Below are 23,905 nucleotides of genomic sequence, written 5' to 3'. Positions count from 1 at the left end.
GAACCGCGACCGCGGTCGCGCCGCCCGGGCATGTTGCGAATCCGGCGCTTGCATCCGGCGCGATCCTCAAGCAGGATCGAGCCATGACCGCCGTCTTCGCCACCGCCTGCCGCCGCAACGCCGCCCTCCGCGGCCGTGCGCGCCCGGCCGCGGTCGACGTGCGGGTCAACAACAATAATCGCAATAACGCCAGCCTCCCGCGGGCCGGCGATTAGCGCGCGCAACACACGCTCAATCGCTCAGGAAGCCCGCACTGCGAAGTGCGGGCTTTCTGCGTTTTGGGCCCTTGGTTTTTCCGCCGTCCCTTCCGTCCCTTCCATCCGAACGCTGCAAACCCTCCAGGAGATGCTCAGATGTGCTCGATCCTCGGTCTGTTCGACCTGCGCCCCGGCGCCGACCTGCGCCCGCTGCGGCCGCTGGCCCTGTCCCTGTCCGCACGCCAGCGCCATCGCGGCCCCGACTGGTCCGGCGTCAGCGTCGAGCCGCGCGCGATCCTGGTGCATGAGCGGCTCGCCATCGTCGACCCGACCGGCGGTTCGCAGCCGCTGCGTTCCAGCGACGGCGAACTCGCGCTCGCGGTCAACGGCGAGATCTACAACCATCGCGAACTCGAGCAGCAACTCGCGCAGCCCTACGAGTTCCAGACCAAGTCCGACTGCGAAGTCATCAACGCCCTGTACCGCGAAGGCGGCGACCTCGGCGAGTTGCTCAACCGCCTCAACGGCATCTTCGCCTTCGCCCTGTGGGACGCGGCGCGCGGCCGCTATGTGATCGCGCGCGACCCGATCGGCGTCTGCCCGTTGTACTGGGGCCACGATGCCGACGGCCGCCTGTGGGTGGCCTCGGAAATGAAGGCGCTGGCGCGCCTGTGCGACGACGTCAGCCCGTTCCCGGCGGGCCACTACTACGACAGCGAGGTCGGCGCGCCGGTGAAGTATTACCAGCGGCCGTGGCGCGACTACGACGCCACCCGCGGCGTCGAGGTGTCCAAGCAGGAACTGCGCGAAGCCTTCGAACGCGCCGTGCACCGGCAGATGATGAGCGACGTGCCCTACGGCGTGTTGCTGTCGGGCGGATTGGATTCGTCGCTGGTCGCGGCCTGCGCGGCGCGTTTCGCCCGCCGCCGCGTCGAGGAAGACGATCAGGCCGAAGCCTGGTGGCCGCGCCTGCACTCGTTCGCGATCGGCCTGGAAGGCTCGCCCGACCTGGCTGCGGCCGAGATCGCCGCGCAGGCGCTCGGCACCGTGCATCACGGCTTCACCTACACCTTCGAGGAAGGCCTCGACGTACTGCCCGACGTGATCCAGCACATCGAGACCTACGACGTCACCACCATCCGCGCGTCGACGCCGATGTTCCTGCTGGCGCGGCGGATCAAGGCGATGGGGGTGAAGATGGTGCTGTCGGGCGAAGGCTCGGACGAAATCTTCGGCGGCTATCTGTACTTCCACAAGGCGCCGAACGCGCGCGAATTCCACGAGGAACTGGTGCGCAAGCTCGACGCGCTGCACAGCTTCGATTGTCTGCGCGCGAACAAGTCGATGATGGCCTGGGGCGTGGAACCGCGGGTGCCGTTCCTGGACGTCGAATTCCTCGACGTGGCGATGCGCATGGACGCGCAGGCGAAGATGGTCGACAAGGCCGCGGGCGGCAAGCGCGGCATCGAGAAGGCGGTGTTGCGCGAAGCCTTCGAGGGCTATCTGCCCGATTCGATCCTGTGGCGGCAGAAGGAGCAGTTCAGCGACGGCGTCGGCTACGGTTGGATCGATGGGCTCAAGGCTCACGCCGAAGCGCAGGTCAGCGACCGCGACATGGCCACGGCGGTCGGGCGTTTCCCGATCAACACGCCGCAGACCAAGGAGGCGTTTTTCTATCGCAGCCTGTTCGAGCGTCATTTCCCGGGCGCGGCCTGCGCCGAGACCGTGCCGGGCGGCAAGTCGATCGCCTGCTCGTCGCCGGCGGCGATCGCCTGGGACGCTTCGTTCGCGAACGCCGCCGATCCGTCCGGTCGCGCGGTGGCCGGCGTGCATCAGGCGGCGCTGGTCTGAGCGGCGCGGGCTGAGGCGATCTTGCCGGGCCTCGCAGTGCGAGACCCGGCAAGACGTCGTCGACTCGGGCGGACGCGATCGTCGTCTCTGGCGATAGAGATGGCGATCGCGATCGCATCCGTCGATTGCGGATTACTGCCCGCAACCGGGCCAGCGGCGTTCGAGGTTCTTGTATTCCCAGCTGCCGTTCGGGCATTGCACGTTGACCGTCGCGGCGGCGACCAATTCGCAACCCGCGGCCTTGAACACGCTCGTGCCGCTGGTCACCGGGGTGGTGGAGTACGCGCCGGCGATCTCGGTGTCCTGCACATCGCTGACCCAGTTGGGGTTCGCCGAGTTGCGGCTCATCACCACGCTTTGGGCGACGAAATAGTTCGGGTAGGGCACCGAACCCTGGGCGAAGGGGTTGCGCACCAGGCTGGCTTCGGCGTGCGCGCTGGCGGCGCTGCCGCTGTGGTCGAACACCAGCTTGAGCTTGGCCGAGTATTTGCCGGCGCAGGCGGACTGGTTCTCCGAGATGCTCGGCGGGTCGGAGGCGAGTGCGGTCAAAGCAGGACGAGCGAGAGCATGCCGGCGGCGAGCGCCGGAATCCGATACGTCTTGAACATTGTCGAATCTTCCTTGGATGACGTTGAGTAAGAGCCCGCCAGCCGGCTCTGCGCGGACCGGTTCTCCGGGGACAGGTTCCCCGGGGGGGCATGCGCCGCGCGCGTGCCGCGACTGTACGGACGGCGCCGCGACGGGCGGCGCCGGGGCGAAAATGTGGCACAGGCGGTGCGCGGCGTTAACGCGCCGGGACGGCATTTGCGACGAAGCCGGCGGCGGCCCGACGAAACCCCGCCGGGCGCGGACGAAGTGCTCGTGGGGACTCAGCCGCGGCCCGGATAGTCCTTGCAGTCGAGCCAGTGCAGGCCCGCGCCGCGGGTGCGTTGCAGCAGCCCGGGCACGGCGATGCGCGCCTTGTCGTGGATGTCGTGGAACAGGATCGTGCCGTGGCGCCACAGCAGCATCAGGCTGAGCAAGCGGCCTTGCACCTCAACGGCCGAGACCTTGGCATTCCAGTCCTGCGAGTCGATGCTCCACAAGGCCACTCGCAGGCCTTGTTGAGCGAAGAACGGCCCGCTGTCGGCGCGGCGCTGGCCGTACGGCGGTCGGAACAGCGGCACGTAGGCCGAGCCGGTCGCGGACCGCACCAAAGCATCGCTGCGGATCACCGAGTCCTGCCACTGCGGCCAGCGCGCATGCGACTGGTGTTCCCAACCGTGCGAGGCGACGCACATGCCGGCGTACAGATCGGTCGGCCGCGCCGGGGCGGCACCGAACCTGCGTTGCAGCGATTCGCCGACGACGAAGAAGGTCGCATCGAGCCCGGCCTGGCGCAACGTCGCCAACAGGCGGTCGGTGTTGCCGCCGGGCGCGCTCGGGCCGTCGTCGAAGCTCAGCAGGAATTGGCGGTCGCGCAACTCGCTGCCATCGAGTTCGGCCGCGGAGTAGGTGTCGATCTCGCTGCTGACCCGCGGAAACAAGGCGGCCAGGCGCAGGGTCTCGTCGAGGTAGATGCGATGGAAGCGTGCGGCATCGGCGCGCCACGCGGCGTAAGCGGGCTGGGGCGCGGCATCGAACGCCTCGGCGAGCCGGCGCAGGGCCACGGCGTCGTCGGCCGCGGCGCAAAACGCTTCGCGCGGTGTGCACGAGCGCGAGGCCAGCCGATAGTTCGCGCTCAACCGTTGCCAGAAGCGCGCGCGGATCTTGTCGAGCGAGGCGCGGTCGATCTGCTTGAGCTTCAGGCGCGCGAGCAAAGCGGCCTCGTCGAGAGTTTCGCTGGCCGCCAGCTCATGGGCGAAGGCGAGGATCTCGGCGCGCGAAGCGCGGTCGAACGCGGCCGGTGTGTTCAAGGCCTGCGGCCAGGTGGTGCGATCGGCGCTGGCGACCGCGGACGGTCCCGCGGCCTGGGCCAGCGGGGCGAGACACAGCGCGCTCCAAGCCAATAAGGTCCAGGCCAATAGTGATTCAAACGGAGATTTCAGCGGGGATTTCAGCGGGGATTTCATCGGCTCGCTCATGGCGGCGAGGGCCCGGGTCAAAGCCCGCGCACCCGTTCGATCGCCTTGTCGTAGGTCGGGAGGGTCTGCTCGCGCTTGGCCGAGAGATAGTTCGACATGGCCTCGTCGTAGCGGCCGGCTTCCTCGAACAGCTTGCCGATGTTGTAGTAGGCGCCGGCGCGGATCGCGGTGGCGCTGGCGCCGCGGGCCAGCGCGATGGCCTTGCGCGAGGCCCAGATCGCCTCGGCGCTGCGGCCGAGTTTGACGTAGGCCAGGCCCAGGTTGCTGTAGGCCAGGGCGTAATCGGGGTCTAGCTCGATCGACTGCTGGTACAGCGCTACCGCGCCTTCGAGGTTGCCGGCGCGATAGGCCGCTTCGCCGCGCTGGTTGGCATTGGCGGCCGGGCCGGCCAGGCCGGCATCGATCTCGTCGCCGCCGGCATCGTCGCCGGCGCCGTCGAGCCGGTCGAGTTCGGCATCGATGCGTTCGGCCTGCGCGGTGCTGGCGTCGATCCGGTCGATGTCCTGGAGGCGGCCTTCGCCGTCGATGCGGAACACCCGCCACAGGTTGCCGGGGCGGTCCTGCGGCACCGGGTAGCTGCGCAGCAATCGCTCGCCGAGATACAGCGAGACCCGGGCGCCGCTGCGCGAGAGCACGCTGGCCTCGGGGCGGCCGCGGTTGCCGAAATCGTGTACCGCATAGGTGTAGCCGTAACCGGCCCGCTTGCGCAGCAGGGTCATGGTTTCCGGGCTCTTGCGCGCGCCGTCGTCCACGTCCAGGCGCGCGTCGTCGCCGACCTTGCGCTCGAAATAGACGTGGTGGTCCGGATAGCTGAGGTGCGAGTCGAGGTCGGCCTCGACCGCGTTCCAGCTCAACACGATACGCAGACCGTCGAGGCCGGTCGTACCCGTACCCGTACTCGGGCTCGATGCCTGGGCCGTGCCGCCGCAGGGCGTGCCGCAGCAAAGAACTAGGGCGAGCGCAGCCGCACGGCGAAGCATGGTCCGGTCCTTAGAGGAGAGTTGCGAGGCGCGATCATAGCAACGCCGCGGGCGCCTGCCCGCAAGCCGCGCGCGGCGTGCCTGTTAGGCTGTGTCCTGGTCCCCCTGAAGGGGCGGCCGTGCAGCCGAATACCTCGGTCCGGCCCGTCAGGACGGCCGTGCATCCGAATACGCAGTGAGTCGAGAAGGGGAGACGCGCGATGGCAGCCGAGGCGCAGGGCAGCGAACTGGTCAAGGTGGTGGTGCTGCTTGCAGCGGGCGTGATCGCGGTGCCGATCTTCAAGCGCATCGGCCTGGGCTCGGTGCTCGGTTATCTGGCCGCGGGCCTGGCGATCGGTCCGTTCGGGCTCGGCTTCTTCGCCGACTCGCAGGCGATCCTGCACGTCGCCGAACTCGGCGTGGTCATGTTCCTGTTCCTGATCGGCCTGGAGATGCGGCCGTCGCACCTGTGGAGCCTGCGCCGCGAGATCTTCGGCCTGGGCACCGCGCAGATCCTGCTGTGTTCGGCGGCGATGACCGGAGTCGGCCTGTTGTTCGGCTTCCCGCCGGTGGTCGCCTTCATCGGTGCGATGGGCTTCGTGCTGACCTCGACCGCGATCGTCATGCAGATCCTCGGCGAACGCGGCGACCTGGCCCTGCCGCGCGGGCAGCGCATCGTCTCGATCCTGTTGTTCGAAGACCTGCTGATCGTGCCCTTGCTGGCCCTGGTCGCCTTGATGGCGCCGGCCGATCTCGCCGTCGATGGCGCCGCGCATTCGCGCTGGCTCGACATCGGCATCGCCCTGGCCTCACTGGCGGCCTTGCTGGCGGCCGGCATCTGGTTGTTGAACCCGTTGTTCCGGGTGCTCGCTGCGGCCAAGGCGCGCGAGGTCATGACCGCGGCGGCCTTGCTGGTGGTGCTCGGCGCAGCGCTGCTGATGCAGGTCGGCGGCCTGTCGATGGCGATGGGCGCCTTCCTGGCCGGCGTGCTGTTGTCGGAATCGACCTTCCGCCACCAGCTCGAAGCCGACGTCGAACCCTTCCGCGGCATCCTGCTGGGCCTGTTCTTCCTCAGCGTCGGCATGTCGCTGGACCTGATCGTGGTCGCGGCGAACTGGCCGCTGATCGTCGGCGGCGTGATCGCGCTGATGGTCGTCAAGGCCGCGTGCATCTACATCGTCGCGCGCCTGCTCAAGGCCTGCCACACCGAAGCGCTGGACCGCGCGGTGCTGATGGCGCAGGGCGGCGAGTTCGCCTTCGTGCTGTTCTCGGCCGCCGCCAGCGCCCGCCTGATCGACGCCGAGGTCGGCGCCAACCTGACCGCGATCGTGGTGCTGTCGATGGCGCTGACGCCGATCGCCATCATCGTCTTGCGCCGGCTGGCGCCGAAGACCGCGCTGTCGCTGGAAGGCATCGACGAGCCCAACGGCCTCGGCGGCAGCGTGCTGCTGATCGGCTTCGGCCGCTTCGGCCAAGTGGTCTGCCAATCCTTGCTCGCCCGGGGCGTCGAGGTGTCGATCATCGACACCGACGTCGAGATGATCCAGAGCGCGCAGACCTTCGGCTTCAAGGTCTATTACGGCGACGGCACCCGCCTCGACGTGCTGCACGCCTCGGGCGCGGACACCGCCCAGTTGATCGCGATCTGCATCGACGATCGCGCTGCGGCCACGGTCACGGCTCAATTGATCCGCCACGAATTTCCGCAGGCGCGGCTGCTGGCGCGCAGCTTCGACCGCGAGCATGCCTTGGAACTGGTGCATGCCGGCGTCGATCTGCAGGTGCGCGAGACTTTCGAGTCGGCGATGCGCTTCGGCGAAGCGGCCCTGGTCGAACTCGGCGTGCCGCAGGACGAGGCCGCCGAGGTCGTGGCCGAGATCCGCCATCGCGACGCCGAGCGCTTCGAGCTGGAATTGGTCGGCGGCGTGCGTGCCGGGGTGCCGCTGCTGTACGGCAACATGCAGCAGACCCCGTTGGTCACGCCGAAACCGCGCGCGGGAGCCAAGCCGGTCGAACCGGCCGTCGAGGACGCCGCCAGCGGCGGATAAGCGTCCTGCTGACCTCATTCCTCACTTCTCGTTTTTACTAATTACTGGTTCCCGCTCCGCCTTGCGGACAGCGCGGCGGCCAAGCGAGATCGGGCTTGGCGACCAGGTCGATCAGGAACAATTCGCCCGAGCGTTCGCCATCGGCCTGTGCGAACAACAGCCGGTCGCCGCGTGGCGACAACAAGGGCCCGACCTGGAATACGTCGCTGCGGGCCGGGATACGTCCGCTTTCGCGCCAGCCATCGCCACGGCGCTCGAAGCGGTACAGATGCGAGCGGTCTCCGCGGTCGATCACCGCGACCAGGCTGCGGCCGTCGCGGGCGACGTCGGCTTCGTATTCGTCGGCCGCAGTGCTCAGCGGTGCGCCGAGATTGCGCACGCGCCAGTCGCCGTCGGCCTGCGGCGTGGCGAGGTAGAGGTCGTTCTTGCCGTGCCCGCCGCCGCGACTGGAACCGAAATACAGCCGGCCGTCGGCGGTCGCGCGCGGCAACAGTTCCGAGGCCTTCGAGTTGACCGGCTCGGGCAGGCGCTGCGCGCCACCCCAGGCGCCGTCGGCGCCGCGCTCGACGTAATGGATATCGAGATCCTCGCCGGCGGGGTCGTGGCGGGTCGATACGAAATACAGGCGCCGGCCGTCGGCGCTCAGGAAGGGATCGGCATCGGCGCCGGATGCGGCGGCGAACGACGGCGGCTGCGGCGTCGACCAACCGTCGCGGCCGCAACGCGAATACAGGATCTTCCAGTTCGCGAACTGGCGGTCGCTGCGCATGAAGTACAGCTCGCGGCCGTCGGGCGAGAAGGTCGGCGAAGATTCGTATTGATCGCTGGCGATGCCCGGCGGCGTCCAGCGCAGCGGCGCGCCGGTTGGGTTCGGCGGGTTCGGCGGGTTCGGCGCGCCCGCATCGGCGCAGCCGGCGATCAGCAGCAATCCGGATGCGAGCGAGCGCAGCAGGGGAGAACGCAGCCGGGGAAAAACTGACGACGATCGGTGCATGGCCATGGCGGCGCTCGTGCGGTGGGCGGCCGGGACTCGGTCTGCGCTTGGTCTGCGCTCAATCGCCGTCGCGCACGCGCTGCTGGAAGCGGCGTGCCTTGGCGACATTGCCGCAGGTCGCCATGTCGCACCAGCGGCGCCGGCCGTTCTTGGAAGTGTCGACGAACACCCAGCCGCAATCGTGGCCGTCGCAGACACGCAGGCGGTCGAGGCGGGCGTCCTTGAGCAGTTCGATGGCATAGGCGGTGATCAGGTGTGCGATCAGGTCGAGCCCGGAGCGTTCCAGCGACCACTCGGTCTGCAGGCGCGAGCGTCGCGACACCAGGCGCGCGGCCTTGGATGCGGCCAGGCGGGCCTGGTCGATGACGTCGAGATCGGCGTGGGCGGGCGCCTTGCCGTCGGCGAGAGCGTACAGCGCATTGCACAAGGCTTCGCGCAAGGCCTTGCAGCGCGTCAGTGCGGCGGCGGCCTTGGCCGGTGCCTGCGCTTGCAGCGCGTCGAGCGCATTGAGGTCGGCGCGCGAAAAGCACGAGGTCTGCCGCGCCCAGCGCAGCAGCGCGGCGTAATCGTCGAGCCAATCGCGCGGCTCGCTGTCGCGCGCGGTGACGGTGTTGACCAGATCGAGTGCCGGGTCGCCGCCGACGAGGTCGGCGGGCTGGAAGGCGTGATGTTCGAGACGCATGCGGGGGGCCCTTGCGGTTCACCACGAGACTAGGCCGGTTCCGTCTAACCTTCAATATCGATTTCAAAGGTTCCGACCGACGGCTCAGGCGCGGTCCCAATAGGGTTCGTCGCCGAAACGTTCGACCAGGAAGTCGAGGAAGCTGCGCACCAGCGCCGGCATCTGCCGACGCGAGGCATAAACGCCATGGATGCCCATCGGCGGCAGTTCGTAGTCCGGCAGGACGATTTCGAGTTCGCCGGCGCGCACCCAGTCCAGGGCCTGATAGGTCGGCAGCGGCGCGATGCCCGCGCCGGCGCGGGCCGCGGCGACCAGCACAGTGGCTTCGTTGCTGCTGATGTTGCCGCCGACTGCGACACTGCACGGCTCGCCGCGATGACGGAACTCCCACAGGCTGCGGCCGACGTAGTGATGGGTCAGGCAGTTGTGCGCGGCGAGTTCTTCGATGCGCTGCGGCCGCCCGCGTTGCGCCAGATAGGCCGGCGCCGCGCACAGCACCGAGCGGCATACCGTCAGCCGGCGTGCGATCAGGTTGGGGTCGAGTTCGCGCGCGATGCGGATCGCCAGGTCGATGCGCTCCTCGACCAGATTGACCGCGCGCTCGCCCAGGACCATGTCGATGCGCGTGTGCGGATGGCGTGCGAGGTAGTCGGCGACCGCGGCGGCGAGATGACTCGCGCCGAACGACATCGAGGCGGTGATGCGGATCTGCCCGTGCGGTTCGGCGTCGTCGGCGGCCAGGGCGAGGCGCAGGTCGTCGCCGATCTCGAGCATCTGGCGGAACCGCGCCAGCGCGGTTTCGCCAGCGCCGGTCAGGCCGACCCGCCGTGTCGTCCGGTGCAGCACGCGCACGCCGAGCCAGCGCTCCAGCTCGGCCAGATAGCGCGTGACCATGGCCCGCGACATGTCCAGGGCCTCGGCTGCAGCGGTCAGGCTGCCACGTTCGGCGATCTCGACGAAGACGGCGATGGCGGTCATCCGGTCCATTCGATTCGCTCGAAATATGCAAAAGACAATCGACTTATACGCGGTTTTTCGCACTGTTCCAGGCAACTATCCTGATCGCCATCGAGGTCGTGGCCTACATCGCCGGCCTTGCCGACCCATCACACGGTCTGCGCCTGGGGCCTCGCACCCTGGCTCCGGGCCGGAATCCGCGCTTGTCGTTCGCCACCGTCGTCCGCCAGATCGTCCGCCACGAGGAAACCTCCATGTCTCAGCTTCCCGTCTATAACCAGCGCCGCCTGTTCCTGGCCGTGTCCGCCGCCTGCCTGAGCCTGGCCGTGGCCGCTTGCGGCCGCCAAGAATCCACGCCCGCTGAACCGAGCGCCGCGCCAGCCACAGCGGCGACGCCGGCCGAGCCGGCTGCGGCACCGCTCAAGACCGAGGTCTATAACCCGGGCAAACAGGGCATCTTCGAGGTCAGCTCGGTATTGGTGACCGGTGCGCGCGATGCAGTGCTGATCGACGCGCAGTTCGCCGCGGCCGACGCGCGCAAGCTCGTCGACTTGGTCAAGGCGTCGGGCAAGCGCCTGACCACGATCTACATCAGCCACGGCGACCCGGATTTCTATTTCGGCCTGGACACCCTGCAGGACGCTTTCCCCGAAGCCAGCATCGTCGCCACGCCGCAGACGGTCGAACACATTCGCAGCACCCAGGAAGGCAAGTTCGCCTACTGGGGCCCGAAGCTCGGCGCCAACGCGCCCAAGCGCATCGTCGTGCCGCAACCGCTGGTGGGCGACCGCATCGAATTGGAGGGCCAGTCGCTGCAGATCGTCGGCCTCGACGGCGCCACGCCGGACCGCAGCTATGTCTGGATACCGTCGATCCGCACCGTCGCCGGCGGTGTACCGGTGGTCTCGGGCGAGCATCTGTTCATGGCCGACACCCAGACCCCGCAGTCGCATGAAGCCTGGCTGGCCACGCTCAAGGGCATCGAGGACCTCAAGCCCGAAGTGGTGATCCCGGGGCATTTCGCCGAGGGCGCCGCGCAGAACGTCGAAGCGGTGCGTTTCAGCGCCGGCTATATCCGCGCCTTCGATGAAGAGGCGGCGAAGGCGGCCGACTCGAAGGCCTTGATCGCGGCGATGAAGCAGCGCTATCCCGACCTCGGCGGTGAGCTGTCGCTGGAAATCAGTGCGAAGGTCGCCAAGGGCGAGATGCCTTGGCATTGAGGGTGCTGCGTCGCTGAGCGATGCAACGGCTTCGGCTTTAGGGGTACGAGCGGCGCGAGCCGCGACCACGTCCTCACCCGAAGCTGCGCGGTCGCGACTTGCGTCGCTCCTACCCAAGAGCGACGCTGCACAAGCCGCGACTACGCCCTCAACCGTGTAGCTGCATGGTCGCGGCTTGCGCCGCTCCTACCCGGAGGCCAAGGCGCCTCGCGAACACGAAAACGGCCGCTGCCTGCGCAGCGGCCGTTCGCTATCGCACTCAGGGATTGAAATAGCTCGACACGCTCGAATAGATATCCGAGAAACGCGAGTAGTAATCCGGATCGCGCGGCGCGCTGCAGTAGGAATAACCGCCGTACAGGCCGCCACGCAGTTGGTAGCCGCCGGTGCCGGTCACGGTGAACAGGCCCGAGCCCGACGAGCCGCCTTCAGTGACGCCGGTATTCCACACCACGCGATACAGCGGCGACTTGCCGTCGATCGAGGTCGACAGCCCGGTCACCGAGCCCAGCGAGTATTTCTTGACGTCGCCGGCCGGGTGGTGGATGCCTTCGATCGCGGTGCCGGTGGCACCGATCGCCGCACTCGACCAGCCCGCAAACACCGCGCCCGACGGCGGCGCGGTCTTGAGCTCGAGCAGGGCAGTGTCGCGGGTGGTGTTGGCGTGACGCAGGTAGGCGCCGCCGCTGAGCGTGGTGTAGGCCGGATTGACGGTCGAGCCGTTGCAGGTGGTGACGTCGTAGAACCAATACGTCTGCAGCGAGTTGGCGACGGTCTGGGTGCTGATGCAGTGCGCGGCCGTCCAGAACAGACGCTTCTTCGGCGAGTGATTGTTGTTGAGCAGGGTGCCGGTGCACAGGTAGGTGCCGCCGCCGCTGGTGAAGGTCATGCGCGCGACCGACTTGGCGGTGGAGACGAAGCCCGACGGCGGGCTGGTGCGGCAGACGATGTCCTTCTCGCAATAGTCGCTTTCGCCGATCTTGGCCTGGAACTCGCGCTCGCTCGCGACCGGGCTGACATCCAGGTGCGAGAGCTGCGGGATCTTCAGGCTCAGCGCTTGGGTGCGCACGCCCTTGGGCAGGATCAATTCGACGGCGACGGTGTCGCCGGCGACCACCGGCGACCAACCCAGCGCATTGCCGGCGAAATCGGCGCCGCGCTGCTCGAACACGCGGCCGTCGTTGCCGGCGAAATGCAGGGTCGCCGAGGCCGCACCGGCGCCGCGCAAGGACAGGCCGGCGCGCAGCGCGACCGCGCCGCTGGAGGACACTTCGAAACGTGCGGCGCGCGAGCCGTCGGCCAGCGGTTGCCAGGCGAGGGTGCTCAGATCGACCGCGCTGCGCGCGATGTTGCGGGCAAAACCTATTTCGAGCGGTTCGCCGTTCTTGTCCTGGCGAATCCGGCGGTCTTTCAGGGCCGAAACGTCCAGGCTGGTAGGCCGGCCCAGGCTGAACAAACGAGGCGTCGAAGCCTTGGTGGCGACGGCGAACTCGGCCGCACCCATCGCGCCGGCCAACGGCGCTTCGGTGACTGGCGCCGAATCCATCTCGGCGGTGTTGGAACGGGTAGCGGCATGCATCGAGAAACTGGACAGCCCGGCGACGAGCGCCAGGCAGAGCGCGTTCTTGCGGATCATCGTTCGATTCCTTGGAGTGCCAAAGGGAGGGGCGGCGTAGTGCCGCAAGTCCGCCGCCGCAGCGGGGACGCCCGGACCCTACGGCCGCCCGGAACGCGGTTTTGTGCGGTCTTTCCGGCTTCGCCGAAGCGCTTCAAGTACAAGACGCCGGCTTCGCGAGCGAGCGGATTATTTGTGCGCTGCGTTGCAACTCGATCATGTCCGGAACGTGACGCGAGCACGAACGCGTGTGCGAAGCAGCATGAAAACAGCGGTTTTCTCGTTCAGCTGCGGCGCGCGCGCGTTTGCGGCGAGGCCGATGTTCGCTGCGCGCGCAGACTGCATGGCCGGTGCGCATCGCATGCGTTGGTCCGCGCCGAACGGCGGCGAGGCGGGTAGGGAACCGAGCGACCGCACGTCGGGAGCCGACTGCCGGAGAGGCGCTACAGACGCCCCGTTCATGGCGATGTGAGACCATACCGGCATGACAAAAAAGACGAAAAGCAACAAGTCCGGTCCGACCGGCGGCAAAACCCCCTCCCGCAAGACCCCTGGCGGCGCCGCTCCGAGCGCCGGCCCCCGCAGCCGCAAGAGCGCCGCGCCACGCCCGGCCTGGCTGCCCGAGAATCTCCAGCACGGCCCGCCCAAAGGCCCGCACGCCAAGCCTGCCTCCGGTCCGGCCCGTACTCCGGCCTATCACGATCCCTACGCCGACCGCGAAGCCTCGCGCTACGCCCAGCCGATCGCCAGCCGCGAATTGATCCTGCAGACCCTGGTTGCCGCCGACGGGCCGATGCGCGCCGAAGCGCTGGCCGAGCGCCTGCAACTGACCGAACCCGATCGCGTCGACGCTCTCGGCAAACGCCTGGGCGCGATGCTGCGCGACGGCCAGCTGATCCAGAACCGCAAGGGCGAATTCGCGCCGGCGGCGCAGATGGACCTGATTCCCGGCGTGGTGATCGCCAACCCCGACGGTTTCGGCTTCCTGCGCCCCGAAGCCGGCGGCGACGATCTGTTCTTGCCGCCGTTCGAGATGCGCAAGGCCATGCACGGCGATCGCGTGCTGGTCAGCGTCACCGGCGTCGACCGGCGCGGCCGCCGCGAAGGCGCCATCGTCGAAGTGCTCGAACGCCGCATCAACCGCCTGATCGGCCGCTTCACGGTCGAGTCGGGCATCAGCTACGTCGTGCCCGACGACCGCCGAATCCAGCGCAACGTGCAGATTCCGCCGGACGCGCGCATGGAGGCGCAGAACGGCCAACTGGTCGTCTGCGAACTGCTGCAGGCGCCGGACCCGAAGCGCCCGCCGATCGGCCGCGTGCTCGCGGTGCTCGGCGACAAGCTCACCGCCTCGCTGGCGGTGCAGGCGGCGATCCACGGCCACGAGATTCCCGACGTATTCCCGCAGGCAACCCTCGACGAAGCCGCGGCGGTGCCGCTGACCGTCGAGGCTTCCGTCGCCGCGCAGCGCGTCGACCTGCGCGCGATGCCGCTGGTCACCATCGACGGCGAGGACGCCAAGGACTTCGACGACGCGGTGTATTGCGAAAGCAATCGCGACGGCTTCCGTCTCGTGGTCGCCATCGCCGACGTTTCGCACTACGTGCGTCCCGGCACCCCGCTCGACGACGAAGCGCAGAAGCGCGCGACCTCGGTGTACTTCCCCGGCTTCGTCGTGCCGATGCTGCCGGAGACCTTGTCGAACGGCATCTGTTCGCTTAATCCCAAGGTCGACCGCCTGTGCTTCGTCTGCGACATGCAGATCGGCCGCGACGGCGAAGTGACCCAGTCGAAGTTCTACGAAGCGGTGATGAACTCGCATGCGCGCCTGACCTATACCCAGGTCTGGAACGCGGTCGGCGACGTCCCCGAGGAGGCGCAGACCGAAGCGCGCGAACAGATCGGCTCGCTGCTGCCGCATATCGAGCGTCTGCACCAGTTGTTCCAGGTGCTGCTGAAGGCCCGGCAGAAGCGCGGCGCGATCGAGTTCGAATCCAGCGAAGTGCGTTTCGTACTCGGCAAGAGCGGCGAAGTGGTGCAGGCCGGCATGCTTCAGCGCAACGATGCGCACAAGCTGATCGAGGAATGCATGATCGCCGCCAACGTCGAGGCGGCGAAGTTCCTGATCGCGCAGCAGGTGCCGGCGCCGTTCCGCATCCACGACCGTCCGCCGGAACAGAAATACGCCGACCTGCAAGAATTCCTCAAGGAATTCGCGCTGCGTATGCCGGCCTGGAAGCAGGTCGAGCCGCGCGATTTCACCCAGTTGCTGAAGAAGATCCGCGAACGCCCCGATGCGGCCTTGATCGAATCGGTGCTGCTGCGCAGCCAGAGCCTGGCCGTGTACGCGCCGGAGAACGTCGGCCACTTCGGCCTGGCCCTGACCGCCTATGCGCACTTCACCTCGCCGATCCGGCGTTATCCCGACCTGCTGGTGCATCGTGCGATCAAGCACGCGCTCGGCGGCGCGCAGCCGGCGACCTTCGTGTATTCGCCGCGGCAGATGACCGCGCTGGCGTTGCAGTGCTCCGAACGCGAGCGCCGCGCCGACGAGGCCGAGCGCGAAGTCGACGAGCGTTACCGTGCCGCCTGGATGGAGCAGCACGTCGGCGGCGAGTTCGAAGGCACGATCAGCGGCGTGACCAGCTTCGGTCTGTTCATCGAACTCGACGAATCCAAGGTCAACGGCCTGGTCCACGTGACCCAGCTGCCGCACGACTACTACCACTTCGATCCGATCCGCAAGACGCTGAAGGGCGAACGCACCGCGCGCGAGTTCCGCCTCGGCGACCGGGTCAGCATCGTCGTGCTCAAGGCCAGCGTGGAAGACCGCAAGATCGACTTCCGCCTGGTCGAAGAACGCGGCGCCAAACCGCTGCCGCCGCGCGGCCAGCCGGCGAAGCGGGCCAAGCAGAAGTATTGAGGCAACAGCGCCGGGCGCCCGTCCCGGCGCGCATTGCAGTTATATAGCCCCTTTGTCGAGCGCGCAGGTCCATAGCCCCCTTTGAAGAAGGGGGCGAGCGCCCGGCGTTGATTCGTTTCGGATTGCGCTCCAGCGCGGCGGATTTGCTTTCGGCCGGGTGAGGGCGTTGAAGCCAAAACCAAAGCGAAATCCCCTCTAGCCCCCTACGCAAAGGGGGGGATACCCCTGGAGGGGACTCCCACGCCTCGAACAGGCTCCAGCAAGCAGGCAGCGGGCCATCGGATCGGCCCGGCGCCGGCTACTCCGGGCCCGGTAGCTTAGAATTGCCGTCCGCCCCCCACCGCGCCGCCGCCCATCGCCGCCGCGCGTGCCTCAGCCCCACGGAATCCCCATGAGCCAGAAACAATGGATCGCCGGCATCAACGCCGTCTCCGCCTCGATCGAACACGACGCGCAGAACGTGCGTGAGGTCCTCATCGAGGCCGGCGCCAAGAACCCGCGCCTGACCGAGATCGAGACCGCCGCGCGCCGCGCCGACATCGACGTGCGCCGGGTCGCGACCCAGGCGCTCGACGGCGTGGTCGGCAATCTGCGCCACCAAGGCGTGGTCGCGCGCTACGCCGCGGCCAAGACCTGGAACGAGAATGAACTCGAAGGCCTGATCCAGGCCGCCGAAGGCCGCGCGCTGGTGCTGGTGCTCGACGGCGTGCAGGACCCGCACAACCTCGGCGCCTGCCTGCGCAGCGCTGCGGCCGCCGCTGTGACCGCGGTGATCATCCCGAAGGACAAGTCGGTGCAGGTCAACGCCACCGTGCGCAAGACCTCGGCCGGCGCCGCCGACAGCGTCGCGGTGATTCCGGTGACCAACCTGGCGCGCGCGCTGCGCGACCTGCAGCAGCTCGGCGTGTGGATCTACGGCCTGGCCGGCGAAGCCGACGCCTCGCTGTACTCGATCGACCTGCGCGGCAACGTCGCCCTGGTGCTCGGAGGCGAAGCCGATGGCCTGCGCCGGCTCACCCGCGATACCTGCGATCAACTGGTCAAGATCCCGATGCCGGGCGGCGATGCTGCAGGCGGCGTCGAAAGCCTCAACGTCTCGGTCGCCGCCGGCGTGACCTTGTTCGAGGCGGTGCGCCAGCGCGGTTGATGCGTGCAGGACGCGCTCAGCCTTGGACAGGGCGCGTCCGCAGTGCTGCGATACGGCGGCCCCGTCGCGATCGGATCGGCGACGAAGCCTCGTTTCGTCCTGTCGACGCCGAAGCACCGCCATGGTTATCCGGCGCCGCGGACAGGGCATCGCAGGCAGCGCGGGAAACCGGCAAGTGCGGCGTTGTCGCGCTTTGTGACCCCCCGCTGACCCCACGGACGCAGCGGCCGGCCCCGGCGAATCGGGCTCGTTATAATCGTTCGCGAACGGGGACGACCCCGTTCGCACCACTTTCATCCGGGGACGGCCCCTTCATCATGGGAGCATCGTCATGCCTTGGATTCTTCTTTTCTTCGCCGGCCTGTTCGAAGTGGGTTGGGCCATCGGCCTGAAATACACCGAAGGTTTCACCCGTTTGTGGCCGTCGGTCGGCACCATCGCCGCGATGGCGATCAGTCTCGGCCTGCTGGGCGTGGCGATGAAATCGCTGCCGGTCGGCACTGCTTATGCGGTATGGGTAGGCGTAGGCGCGGTCGGCACGGTCATTCTCGGCATCGTGCTGTTCAACGAGCCGCTCAATACGATGCGCGTCGTCAGCGTGCTGTTGATCGTCGCCGGCTTGGTCGGCCTGAAACTGGCCTGAGTTTCCGCGCCGCGGTATCGCCCGCACCCCGGCGCGACTTCCTGTCGCGCCGGGGTGCCTCGTTGCGTGCGTACACGCCGCAAATCGTTCAGTGCAGCGAACTGACCAGCAACTCGTCGAAGCGACGCGCGATGTCGGCGATGGTCTGCGCCTTGTCCTGGCCGTTGATGATCCGTCGCGCGTCTTCGTAGTTCGGCAACTGCCCGGGCTTGAAGTAGCTGTCGAGCTTCTTGCCGGTGAACCAGCCCTTCTTCATGCCTTCCATCGCGATCGCATAGGCGACCTCGGGCTTCTTGGCCTCGTCGGGACGGTTGATCAGGTCGATGCCGAGGATCTTGCCGGCGCGTTCGTAGTTGGCGCGGCCGGTGAGTTGCACGTAACCGCGGCCGTGGTAGCGCGCGCCGTCGCCGGCGCGGGTATTGCCGAGCATCTTGCCGACCCGCGTACTCGGCCCGTAAAGGCGTTCGAAGCGCGCGTCGTCGCCGAACTCGTCGATGGGGCGCAGGGTATGCGCGGTCTCCCACTTGAACGTCGCCAGGCAATAGGCGATCTGGTGGCGATGCACCGGGTTCTGGTTGAAGCTGGCGTCCTGTTCGATGCGTCCGATCAGGAAACGCACGGCCTGCGCGAGTTCGTCGCGCAGCGGCCCGAAGCGCCGGCGATAACCGTCTAGAAACTGCTCGTCGTCGAAAGCGAACATCCTGTCCTCCCTGCATGCGCAACGGCATGTGCGCGCGAAAGCGGCCGCGCGTCCTGCCGGTCGTGGCGGCGCAATGCCGCTCGCAGTCCAATCAACGCGGCGCTGCAGGCAAGCCGGCCAAATGCGGTGTTTCGCGAGGGAAACGAAAATCCCCGTGGCCGTGCCGGCTCGGCCGTACTGGCTCGTTAGCCCCTACCGTTCGACCGCCAGCAGGCCGGCGCCGGCGAGCCGCCAGGCGCAGGCAGATGAATTGTCGGGCGATGCGCGCACGAGCCGACTCCTTGTCGATGCGCAGCGGTCCGCAGCCGAACCGCTAGGGCGTGCCGATGCCGCGTTGCGGCCAGGCGTTGACGATCTTGCAGAACAGTTGCGCGGTGCGTTCGGTGTCGTAGACGGCCGAATGCGCGTCCAGTGCGTTCCATTCCAGCTCGGCGGCTTGCAGCGCGCGTGCGAGCACGGTCTGGCCGTAGGCGACGCCGGCGAGAGTGACGGTGTCGAACACGCTGAAGGGATGGAAGGGATTGCGCTTGTGGCCGCTGCGGGCGACCGCGGCGTTGAGGAAGTTGAGATCGAAGTGGGCGTTGTGGCCGACCAGGATCGCGCGTTGGCAGCCTTGGCGCTTGAGCGCTTCGCGCACCGGCGCGAACACGCTTTCCAGGGCCTGGCGCTCGGGCTTGGCGTCGCGGAACGGGTGGTCGATGTCGATGCCGGTCACTTCGAGCGACTTGGGGTCGATCAAGGTGCCGGGCGCGGGCACCACGTGGGCACTGCTCATCGGGCCCGGGACCAGGCGGCCGTCGGCGTCGAGTTCGAGCGGCTGCACCGCGATTTCGAGCAGGGCGTGCCTGTTCCAATCGAAGCCGCCGGTTTCGACGTCGACCACGACCGGCAGGTAGCCGCGGAAACGGTTGGCGAGGGTGGGAGCCGCGGGGGGCGTGGACGGAGTGGGGCCGGTTTCGATCATCGCGAAAGCCTAGCAGGTTGTCGCGAATCGGTCGTTCCGCAGGGCGCGGAGACCTGGATTTGCTTGCAAGAGTAGGAGCGACATTCACAGGGACTCCTGCGGTTACCAGCCAGGACCTCGAATCCCGGTGGCGTCGTTGTTTCGGTGTCGTGGTCGCGGCTCGCGCCGCTCCTACCCCTTTGCAGGCCTCTCAAGCGGTTGCGGGGGACTGGATACGGCGATGCCGGAACGCGGCAGCGGACAACAGCAACGCCGCACCGAGCCCGGCCAGGGCCAGGCCCGGTGCCGGCAGCAGCATCGCCACGACCCCACCGACCGGCAGCAGGACCAGGCCCCAGCCGGTCAGGTCGTCGCGCGGCATCGGCGCGCATACGGCGGCCGCGCGGGCGAGCAGGGCATCGACGCTGAGGCGGCCGGCGCCGCCGAGAATCAGCGGCCACAGCATCACCAGGAACAGCAGCGGCAGTTTGTAGTTGCCGGCGCCGTTATCGGTGATGGCATAGCCCTGGACGAGCTGGGACAGGCCCATCCAGTCCTGCGGCCAGTGCACGGCGGCGATGGCGACCACGGTCAGGACGAACAGCGAGGCGGCGACCAGGCGCGTGCCCAGGCCGATCAACAGGGCCAGGCCGCCGAGCAGTTCGAACCAGGTCGCCATGCCCCAGCTCAGGTCCGCGGGGACGCGGTCGAACGGAAACGGGAAGTTCGACATGACCCCGCCGAACCAGTTTTCGCCGTGCAGTTTTTCGCGCCCGGACTCGTAGAACTCCCAGGCCAATACCAGGCGCAGGCCGAGCGGCGAGAGCCAGGCGCCGACTCCGGTGAGACGGTCGCGCAGGGCGTGGCAGGATGCGATGAGGGGATGTGCCATGAACTGCTCCAGTGAGGACGTGCGCCGGGTTGCCGGCGCTTTCCACTAAAGAGGCAGCGCACAGGCGGAAGGATTCGCCGCAGCGGAAAAAAAGATCACACCGCTGGCGCGCATCTGCCGCAGCAGGCCGTGGCCGAGCTCGATGAAGGCGGCAAGGTCGTCGCTGCCGGCTTCCTGCGCCAGCGCCAGCAGTTGGTCGCGTGCGCGAAGTTCGGGCGCTTCGCCGATGCGTTCGATCAGGCGGAAGGCGAGCGGGCTCAACTCGGAGAAGCGCACCTCGCCGTCGGCCTCGCGGCGCAGCAGCAACAGGGTCGGGGCCGGCGGCGGCTGCTCGGGCTGGTGCTCGGGGCCGAGGCGATGCACCGGCCAGGCATAGGCCAGCGGCCAGGCCAGCGGCGACAACTGCGGTGCGTGTTCGAGCAGATTGGCGTCGCCGATGCCGGGGTCGTCCTGCGGCGCCTGCGCTTCGCTGAGTTGCAGCGCGAGTTCGACCCACTCGTAATGCGCCAGCTCCGCCAGGAACGGCGGGTCGCAGTTGGCGCGTTCGGGCAGGTAGCGCAGGAACTCGCGGGCGATCTCGGCGAACAACGGGGTGTGGCAGCGATGGTCGCGGTAGAAATCGCGCACCAGCGCGTTCCAGGCCTGCTCGCCGAGCAGCTTGCGGATGACCGGGAAGTTGCTGGCCAGCAGGCCTTCGATATTGTTGAACAACAGGTCGCGATAGATCCCCAGGCGCCGGTCTTCGATGCCCGCGGGCGCCGGGCTGGCCTGCGGATCGCGCAGGTGCCGGGTCAGCTCGAACTGCTGCGCGCGCAGGCGCGAAGGGGCGCCGCTCGTGCTGTGGCTGTCGTTCATCGTGTCGCTCGGGCGCGCACCCGGCGCGCATCGCCGCTCGCGGTTTGCGGCGCGGCCTCGCGCAATACCTGGCGGACGGTGTCGAGTTCGCCGACGAGTTCTTCGTACGGCGGGAAATTGAAGTCGCGTTCGAGCAGGGTCGGGCGCGCGCCGAACAGGCGGTAGGCGTCGCCGAGCAGCGACCAGACCTCGTGCTTGACCGGGGCGCCGTGGGTGTCGACCTTGAGGTCTTCGGCCTCGTCGTAATGGCCGGCCACGTGCAGGTAGGCGATGCGTTCGCCCGGCATCGCGGCGAGGAATTCGCGCGCGTCGTAGCGGTGGTTGATCGAATTGACGTAGATGTTGTTGACGTCGAGCAGCAGTTCGCAATCGGCTTCGGCGAGCACCGCGCGGGTGAACTCGATCTCGCTCATTTCCTGGTGGGGCGCTGCGTAGTAGGAGGCGTTCTCGACCGCGATGCGGCGGCCGACGATGTCCTGGGTGCGGCGGATGCGTGCGGCGACGTGGTGCACGGCTTCCTCGGTGAACGGAATCGGCAACAAGTCGTAGAGATGGCCGTCGTCGCTGCAATAGCTCAGGTGCTCGCTATAACAAGCGACGCGGTGTTCGTCGAGAAAACGGCGGACCCGGGTCAGGAAGGTTTCGTCGAGCGGCTCGGTGCCGCCCAGCGACAGCGACAGGCCATGGCAGACCAGCGGATGGCGCGAAGCCAGATCGCGCAAGGCTTCGCCATAGCGGCCGCCGATGCCGATCCAGTTTTCCGGCGCGCATTCGAGGAAGTCGAAGTCCCCGGCCGCGGCGGACTGCAGCGGGCCCAACAGGGCCCGCCGCAGGCCGAGGCCGACGGCATCCGGTTTCAGGGGATGCGGGTGGTTCATCGTCGTCGGCCGGTTGCGATCAGACCGAGCCGCCGCACTTGCCTTCGCCGCACTTGCCTTCGGCCGCCTTCTTGGCCGGAGCGGCCTTGGCGCCGGTCGGCTTGGCGTCGGCCTTCTTGTCGCCACCGCACTTGCCTTCGCCGCACTTGCCTTCAGCGGCCTTCTTGTCGCCGCCGCACTTGCCTTCACCGCACTTGCCTTCGCCGGCCTTCTTCTTGTCGGCGCCGCACTTGCCTTCGCCGCATTTGCCTTCGGCGTGCTTCTTGTCGCCGCCGCAGCTGCCTTCCTTCGCCTTCTTGTCGGCGCCGCAGGTGCCTTCGGCATGCTTCGTGGTGTCGGCGGCGGCCTTGGCGTCGGCGGCCTTCTCGGCGGCCGGCGGAGCCTGCTGGGCGCCGAGCAGATAGCCCTGCGACAGGTCGCTCATGGCGAACGCGGAAGCCGACAGGCTCAGGCCGCCGAGCAGGGTGGCGCCGAGGGCGAGGGCGATGGGCTTCTTGATTTGCTTGGACATGGATGACTCCTACGTGGCGATGACGGCGGGAAGCCCGCCGTCGGGATGAACGGCCCAGTGTGCCGGGTTCCGTCTGGATGCGGTGTGCAACGGTATCGAAGTGAGCGCTAACGAATCCGAAGCGGGGGTTGGGTCGCGATAAGGGCGAAAGCGAAGTCGGGATGCATCACGGATTGAGATATTCGCGGGCGAGGAGGCGGGCCCGGTGCAGACGCGATTTCACCGCTTCGCGGCTGAGCCCGAGTTGATCGCCGATCTCGGCGATGGTCAGGCCCTCCAGGTCGCGCAACAGGACGACTTCGCGGTAGTGCGCGGGCAGCGATTCGAGCGCTGCGGCGACATCGTGGCGCCATTCGCAGGGCTCGGGAGTGACCACCGGCATGATTTCATCGGTGATGGCGTCGCCGCCGAGCATACGCCGGCAGCGCTTGAGCCGGTTGCACTCGCGCTTGACGATGCGGAAGGTCCACGAGACGAAGCATTCGAGCACGCGCAGGTCGCGCAATTTGCGCGAGACCGTGATCAGGCTTTCCTGGACCGCGTCTTCGACGTCGTTGATGACGCAGTGGTATTCCGCGTAACGACGCAGATCCTGACGCGAATGCGTCAGCACGCGCTCCAGCGCGGCGCGGTCGCCCGAGCGGGCGGCCGCCAAATCCCCGTTCGCCATCAGCAAGATCATGCCCGGGTCTCCCTCCGAGGTACGCAAAATACACCGCAGCACGGCGCTGCGGGCATGTACCAAGAGTTTGGAAGCGGGGCGATCGGTTCGCGTTTGCGACCGGATTGGCGGATTCGTTTACAGCGGATTCAGCCTGGAGCCGCTGTAACCGTTTGCACGGCGCCGTGGCCTGGGTCGAGAACCGGTGCCGGCCTAGCCGGCGGCGAGGTCGAGGCGGTCCCGGCCCGAGCAGGGGGCCCGCTCATCGGCCGAATGCGGCCGACTCGGCCGATTCGGTCGGGCGATTTTGTTGCGACGCAGCGCGACGCGGTCGCGCGAATCCGCCCCGGTCTTCGCCGGGGCGGAGTGGGCAGGGTCAGACCGCGCCGGTGGTGTTGGTGTCGTCGCGCTTCTCGCGCGGCGGCAACTGCTCTTCGCCCTTGACCAGGAACCAGACGTTCTCGGCGATGTTGGTGGCGTGGTCGCCGATGCGCTCGATGTTCTTGGCCATGAACAGCAGATGGGTGCAGGCGGTGATGCTGCGCGCGTCTTCCATCATGTAGGTCAGCAGTTCGCGGAACAGGCCGGTGTAGGCGGTGTCGACCTCGGCGTCGCGGGCGCGCACGCTCTGCGCCAGTTCGATGTCGTTGTCGCGATAGGCCGACAACACATCGCGCAGTTGCTTGACCGCGAGGGTGCCGAGCGCATGCAGGCCGGCCACGTGCGGCAACGGCGGCGACAGGTTCAGCGCGGTCGAACGCTTGGCGACGTTGGCGGCGTAGTCGCCGACGCGCTCGATGTCCGAGGCGATGCGGATCGCGGCCAGAATCTCGCGCAGGTCGCGCGCCATCGGCCCGCGCAGGGCCAGCTTCATGACGTCGTGGCTGATCTCCTGTTCGAGCGCGTCGATCGCCTCGTCGTTGGCGATGATGCGCTCGGCGGCCTTGTCGTCGCGGCGTTGGACCACGTCGAGCGCGGCTTCGAGCTGGGACGCGGCCATCTCGCCCATGCGCAGGGTTTCGTCGAGCAAGCGGCGCTGCTCGTCGTCGTAGCTCTTGACGATATGGTCGTGCATTTGGTTGCTCATGTTCGGGACTCGGAAGTTTTCGGGACTCGGAAGCTCGGGACTCGGGACTCGGCCGGAGGGCAGGACTTGGCAGCTGTGG

General features: G+C 68.0%; 22 protein-coding genes. 7 read left to right on the top strand and 15 right to left on the bottom strand.

Annotation, left to right across the window (positions count from 1 at the left end; all coding sequences use genetic code 11):
- The first annotated feature begins 83 nt into the window (after window positions 1–83).
- Together ACTOWK_RS02225 and asnB are read left to right on the top strand one after the other, a co-directional pair.
- On the top strand, window positions 84–215 hold the full coding sequence (locus ACTOWK_RS02225) for a hypothetical protein (protein ID WP_441328562.1): 132 nt from the start codon (window positions 84–86) through the stop codon (window positions 213–215).
- Between the two features lie 138 nt (window positions 216–353).
- The gene (asnB, locus tag ACTOWK_RS02220) at window positions 354–2,048 is read left to right on the top strand and encodes an asparagine synthase B (protein WP_441328561.1); all 1,695 of its coding nucleotides are present in this window, start codon (window positions 354–356) and stop codon (window positions 2,046–2,048) included.
- 132 nt (window positions 2,049–2,180) lie between these two features.
- On the opposite strand, the gene ACTOWK_RS02215 is transcribed toward asnB, so the two are convergent.
- From ACTOWK_RS02215 to ACTOWK_RS02205, 3 genes are all read right to left on the bottom strand, one after another.
- Window positions 2,181–2,597 carry a hypothetical protein gene (locus ACTOWK_RS02215; RefSeq protein ID WP_441328560.1) on the bottom strand — a complete coding sequence of 139 codons (417 nt, stop codon included), beginning with the start codon at window positions 2,595–2,597 and terminating at the stop codon, window positions 2,181–2,183.
- A gap of 320 nt (window positions 2,598–2,917) precedes the next feature.
- Entirely contained in the window at window positions 2,918–4,099 is a 1,182-nt protein-coding gene (locus ACTOWK_RS02210; RefSeq protein WP_441328559.1) for a polysaccharide deacetylase family protein, read from the bottom strand.
- A gap of 29 nt (window positions 4,100–4,128) precedes the next feature.
- Window positions 4,129–5,091 carry a tetratricopeptide repeat protein gene (locus ACTOWK_RS02205; protein ID WP_441328558.1) on the bottom strand — a complete coding sequence of 321 codons (963 nt, stop codon included), beginning with the start codon at window positions 5,089–5,091 and terminating at the stop codon, window positions 4,129–4,131.
- Between the two features lie 200 nt (window positions 5,092–5,291).
- Here ACTOWK_RS02205 and ACTOWK_RS02200 point away from each other — a divergent pair, with 200 nt between their 5' ends.
- Window positions 5,292–7,118, top strand: coding sequence for a monovalent cation:proton antiporter-2 (CPA2) family protein (locus tag ACTOWK_RS02200; RefSeq protein ID WP_441328557.1), 1,827 nt, complete (start codon window positions 5,292–5,294; stop codon window positions 7,116–7,118).
- Window positions 7,119–7,155: 37 nt separating this feature from the next.
- Here the strand turns inward: ACTOWK_RS02200 and ACTOWK_RS02195 are convergent, their stop codons facing one another.
- The 3 genes from ACTOWK_RS02195 to ACTOWK_RS02185 form a co-directional block, all read right to left on the bottom strand.
- Entirely contained in the window at window positions 7,156–8,118 is a 963-nt protein-coding gene (locus ACTOWK_RS02195) for a TolB family protein (protein ID WP_441328556.1), read from the bottom strand.
- A gap of 52 nt (window positions 8,119–8,170) precedes the next feature.
- Window positions 8,171–8,794 carry a CGNR zinc finger domain-containing protein gene (locus ACTOWK_RS02190; protein WP_441328555.1) on the bottom strand — a complete coding sequence of 208 codons (624 nt, stop codon included), beginning with the start codon at window positions 8,792–8,794 and terminating at the stop codon, window positions 8,171–8,173.
- 84 nt (window positions 8,795–8,878) lie between these two features.
- Window positions 8,879–9,781 carry a LysR family transcriptional regulator gene (locus ACTOWK_RS02185; RefSeq protein WP_441328554.1) on the bottom strand — a complete coding sequence of 301 codons (903 nt, stop codon included), beginning with the start codon at window positions 9,779–9,781 and terminating at the stop codon, window positions 8,879–8,881.
- Window positions 9,782–10,005: 224 nt separating this feature from the next.
- On the opposite strand from ACTOWK_RS02185, the gene ACTOWK_RS02180 reads away from it, so the two are divergent.
- Window positions 10,006–10,971 carry an MBL fold metallo-hydrolase gene (locus tag ACTOWK_RS02180; protein WP_441328553.1) on the top strand — a complete coding sequence of 322 codons (966 nt, stop codon included), beginning with the start codon at window positions 10,006–10,008 and terminating at the stop codon, window positions 10,969–10,971.
- A 259-nt stretch (window positions 10,972–11,230) separates the two neighbouring features.
- Here the strand turns inward: ACTOWK_RS02180 and ACTOWK_RS02175 are convergent, their stop codons facing one another.
- Window positions 11,231–12,607, bottom strand: a complete 1,377-nt coding sequence (locus tag ACTOWK_RS02175) for a trypsin-like serine peptidase (protein ID WP_441328552.1) — start codon at window positions 12,605–12,607, stop codon at window positions 11,231–11,233.
- A 463-nt stretch (window positions 12,608–13,070) separates the two neighbouring features.
- On the opposite strand from ACTOWK_RS02175, the gene rnr reads away from it, so the two are divergent.
- The 3 genes from rnr (at window position 13,071) to sugE (ending at window position 17,299) form a co-directional block, all read left to right on the top strand.
- Window positions 13,071–15,509 carry a ribonuclease R gene (gene rnr, locus ACTOWK_RS02170; protein ID WP_441328551.1) on the top strand — a complete coding sequence of 813 codons (2,439 nt, stop codon included), beginning with the start codon at window positions 13,071–13,073 and terminating at the stop codon, window positions 15,507–15,509.
- Window positions 15,510–15,900: 391 nt separating this feature from the next.
- Complete coding sequence (rlmB, locus tag ACTOWK_RS02165; protein ID WP_441328550.1) at window positions 15,901–16,656, top strand: 23S rRNA (guanosine(2251)-2'-O)-methyltransferase RlmB; 756 nt, start codon at window positions 15,901–15,903, stop codon at window positions 16,654–16,656.
- A gap of 331 nt (window positions 16,657–16,987) precedes the next feature.
- Window positions 16,988–17,299, top strand: coding sequence for a quaternary ammonium compound efflux SMR transporter SugE (sugE, locus tag ACTOWK_RS02160; RefSeq protein ID WP_441328549.1), 312 nt, complete (start codon window positions 16,988–16,990; stop codon window positions 17,297–17,299).
- Window positions 17,300–17,387: 88 nt separating this feature from the next.
- Here the strand turns inward: sugE and ACTOWK_RS02155 are convergent, their stop codons facing one another.
- From ACTOWK_RS02155 to phoU, 8 genes are all read right to left on the bottom strand, one after another.
- Window positions 17,388–17,999, bottom strand: coding sequence for a glycoside hydrolase family 19 protein (locus tag ACTOWK_RS02155; RefSeq protein ID WP_441328548.1), 612 nt, complete (start codon window positions 17,997–17,999; stop codon window positions 17,388–17,390).
- Window positions 18,000–18,312: 313 nt separating this feature from the next.
- Entirely contained in the window at window positions 18,313–18,963 is a 651-nt protein-coding gene (rnt, locus tag ACTOWK_RS02150) for a ribonuclease T (RefSeq protein WP_441328547.1), read from the bottom strand.
- Window positions 18,964–19,153: 190 nt separating this feature from the next.
- Entirely contained in the window at window positions 19,154–19,834 is a 681-nt protein-coding gene (locus ACTOWK_RS02145; RefSeq protein ID WP_441328546.1) for an HvfX family Cu-binding RiPP maturation protein, read from the bottom strand.
- A gap of 45 nt (window positions 19,835–19,879) precedes the next feature.
- A complete protein-coding gene (locus ACTOWK_RS02140; RefSeq protein ID WP_441328545.1) occupies window positions 19,880–20,689 on the bottom strand; it encodes an HvfC family RiPP maturation protein in 810 nt (269 codons plus the stop codon).
- Window positions 20,686–21,567 carry an HvfB family MNIO-type RiPP peptide maturase gene (locus ACTOWK_RS02135; protein WP_441328544.1) on the bottom strand — a complete coding sequence of 294 codons (882 nt, stop codon included), beginning with the start codon at window positions 21,565–21,567 and terminating at the stop codon, window positions 20,686–20,688. The genes ACTOWK_RS02140 and ACTOWK_RS02135 overlap by 4 nt, the downstream gene beginning before the upstream one ends.
- Before the next feature lie 19 nt (window positions 21,568–21,586).
- Window positions 21,587–22,078 (bottom strand): HvfA family oxazolone/thioamide-modified RiPP metallophore, encoded by a 492-nt coding sequence (locus ACTOWK_RS02130; protein ID WP_441328543.1) that lies wholly within the window; start codon window positions 22,076–22,078, stop codon window positions 21,587–21,589.
- 166 nt (window positions 22,079–22,244) lie between these two features.
- Window positions 22,245–22,760 carry an RNA polymerase sigma factor gene (locus ACTOWK_RS02125; RefSeq protein ID WP_441328542.1) on the bottom strand — a complete coding sequence of 172 codons (516 nt, stop codon included), beginning with the start codon at window positions 22,758–22,760 and terminating at the stop codon, window positions 22,245–22,247.
- A 355-nt stretch (window positions 22,761–23,115) separates the two neighbouring features.
- Complete coding sequence (phoU, locus tag ACTOWK_RS02120; protein ID WP_441328541.1) at window positions 23,116–23,826, bottom strand: phosphate signaling complex protein PhoU; 711 nt, start codon at window positions 23,824–23,826, stop codon at window positions 23,116–23,118.
- Window positions 23,827–23,905 lie beyond the last annotated feature (79 nt).

It is taken from the genome of Lysobacter sp. CA196, assembly GCF_052078695.1.
In the GTDB taxonomy this organism is placed as follows: Bacteria; Pseudomonadota; Gammaproteobacteria; order Xanthomonadales; family Xanthomonadaceae; genus Lysobacter.
Note: the sequence above shows the minus strand (reverse complement) of the source record. Positions and strands in the feature narration are given on the sequence as shown.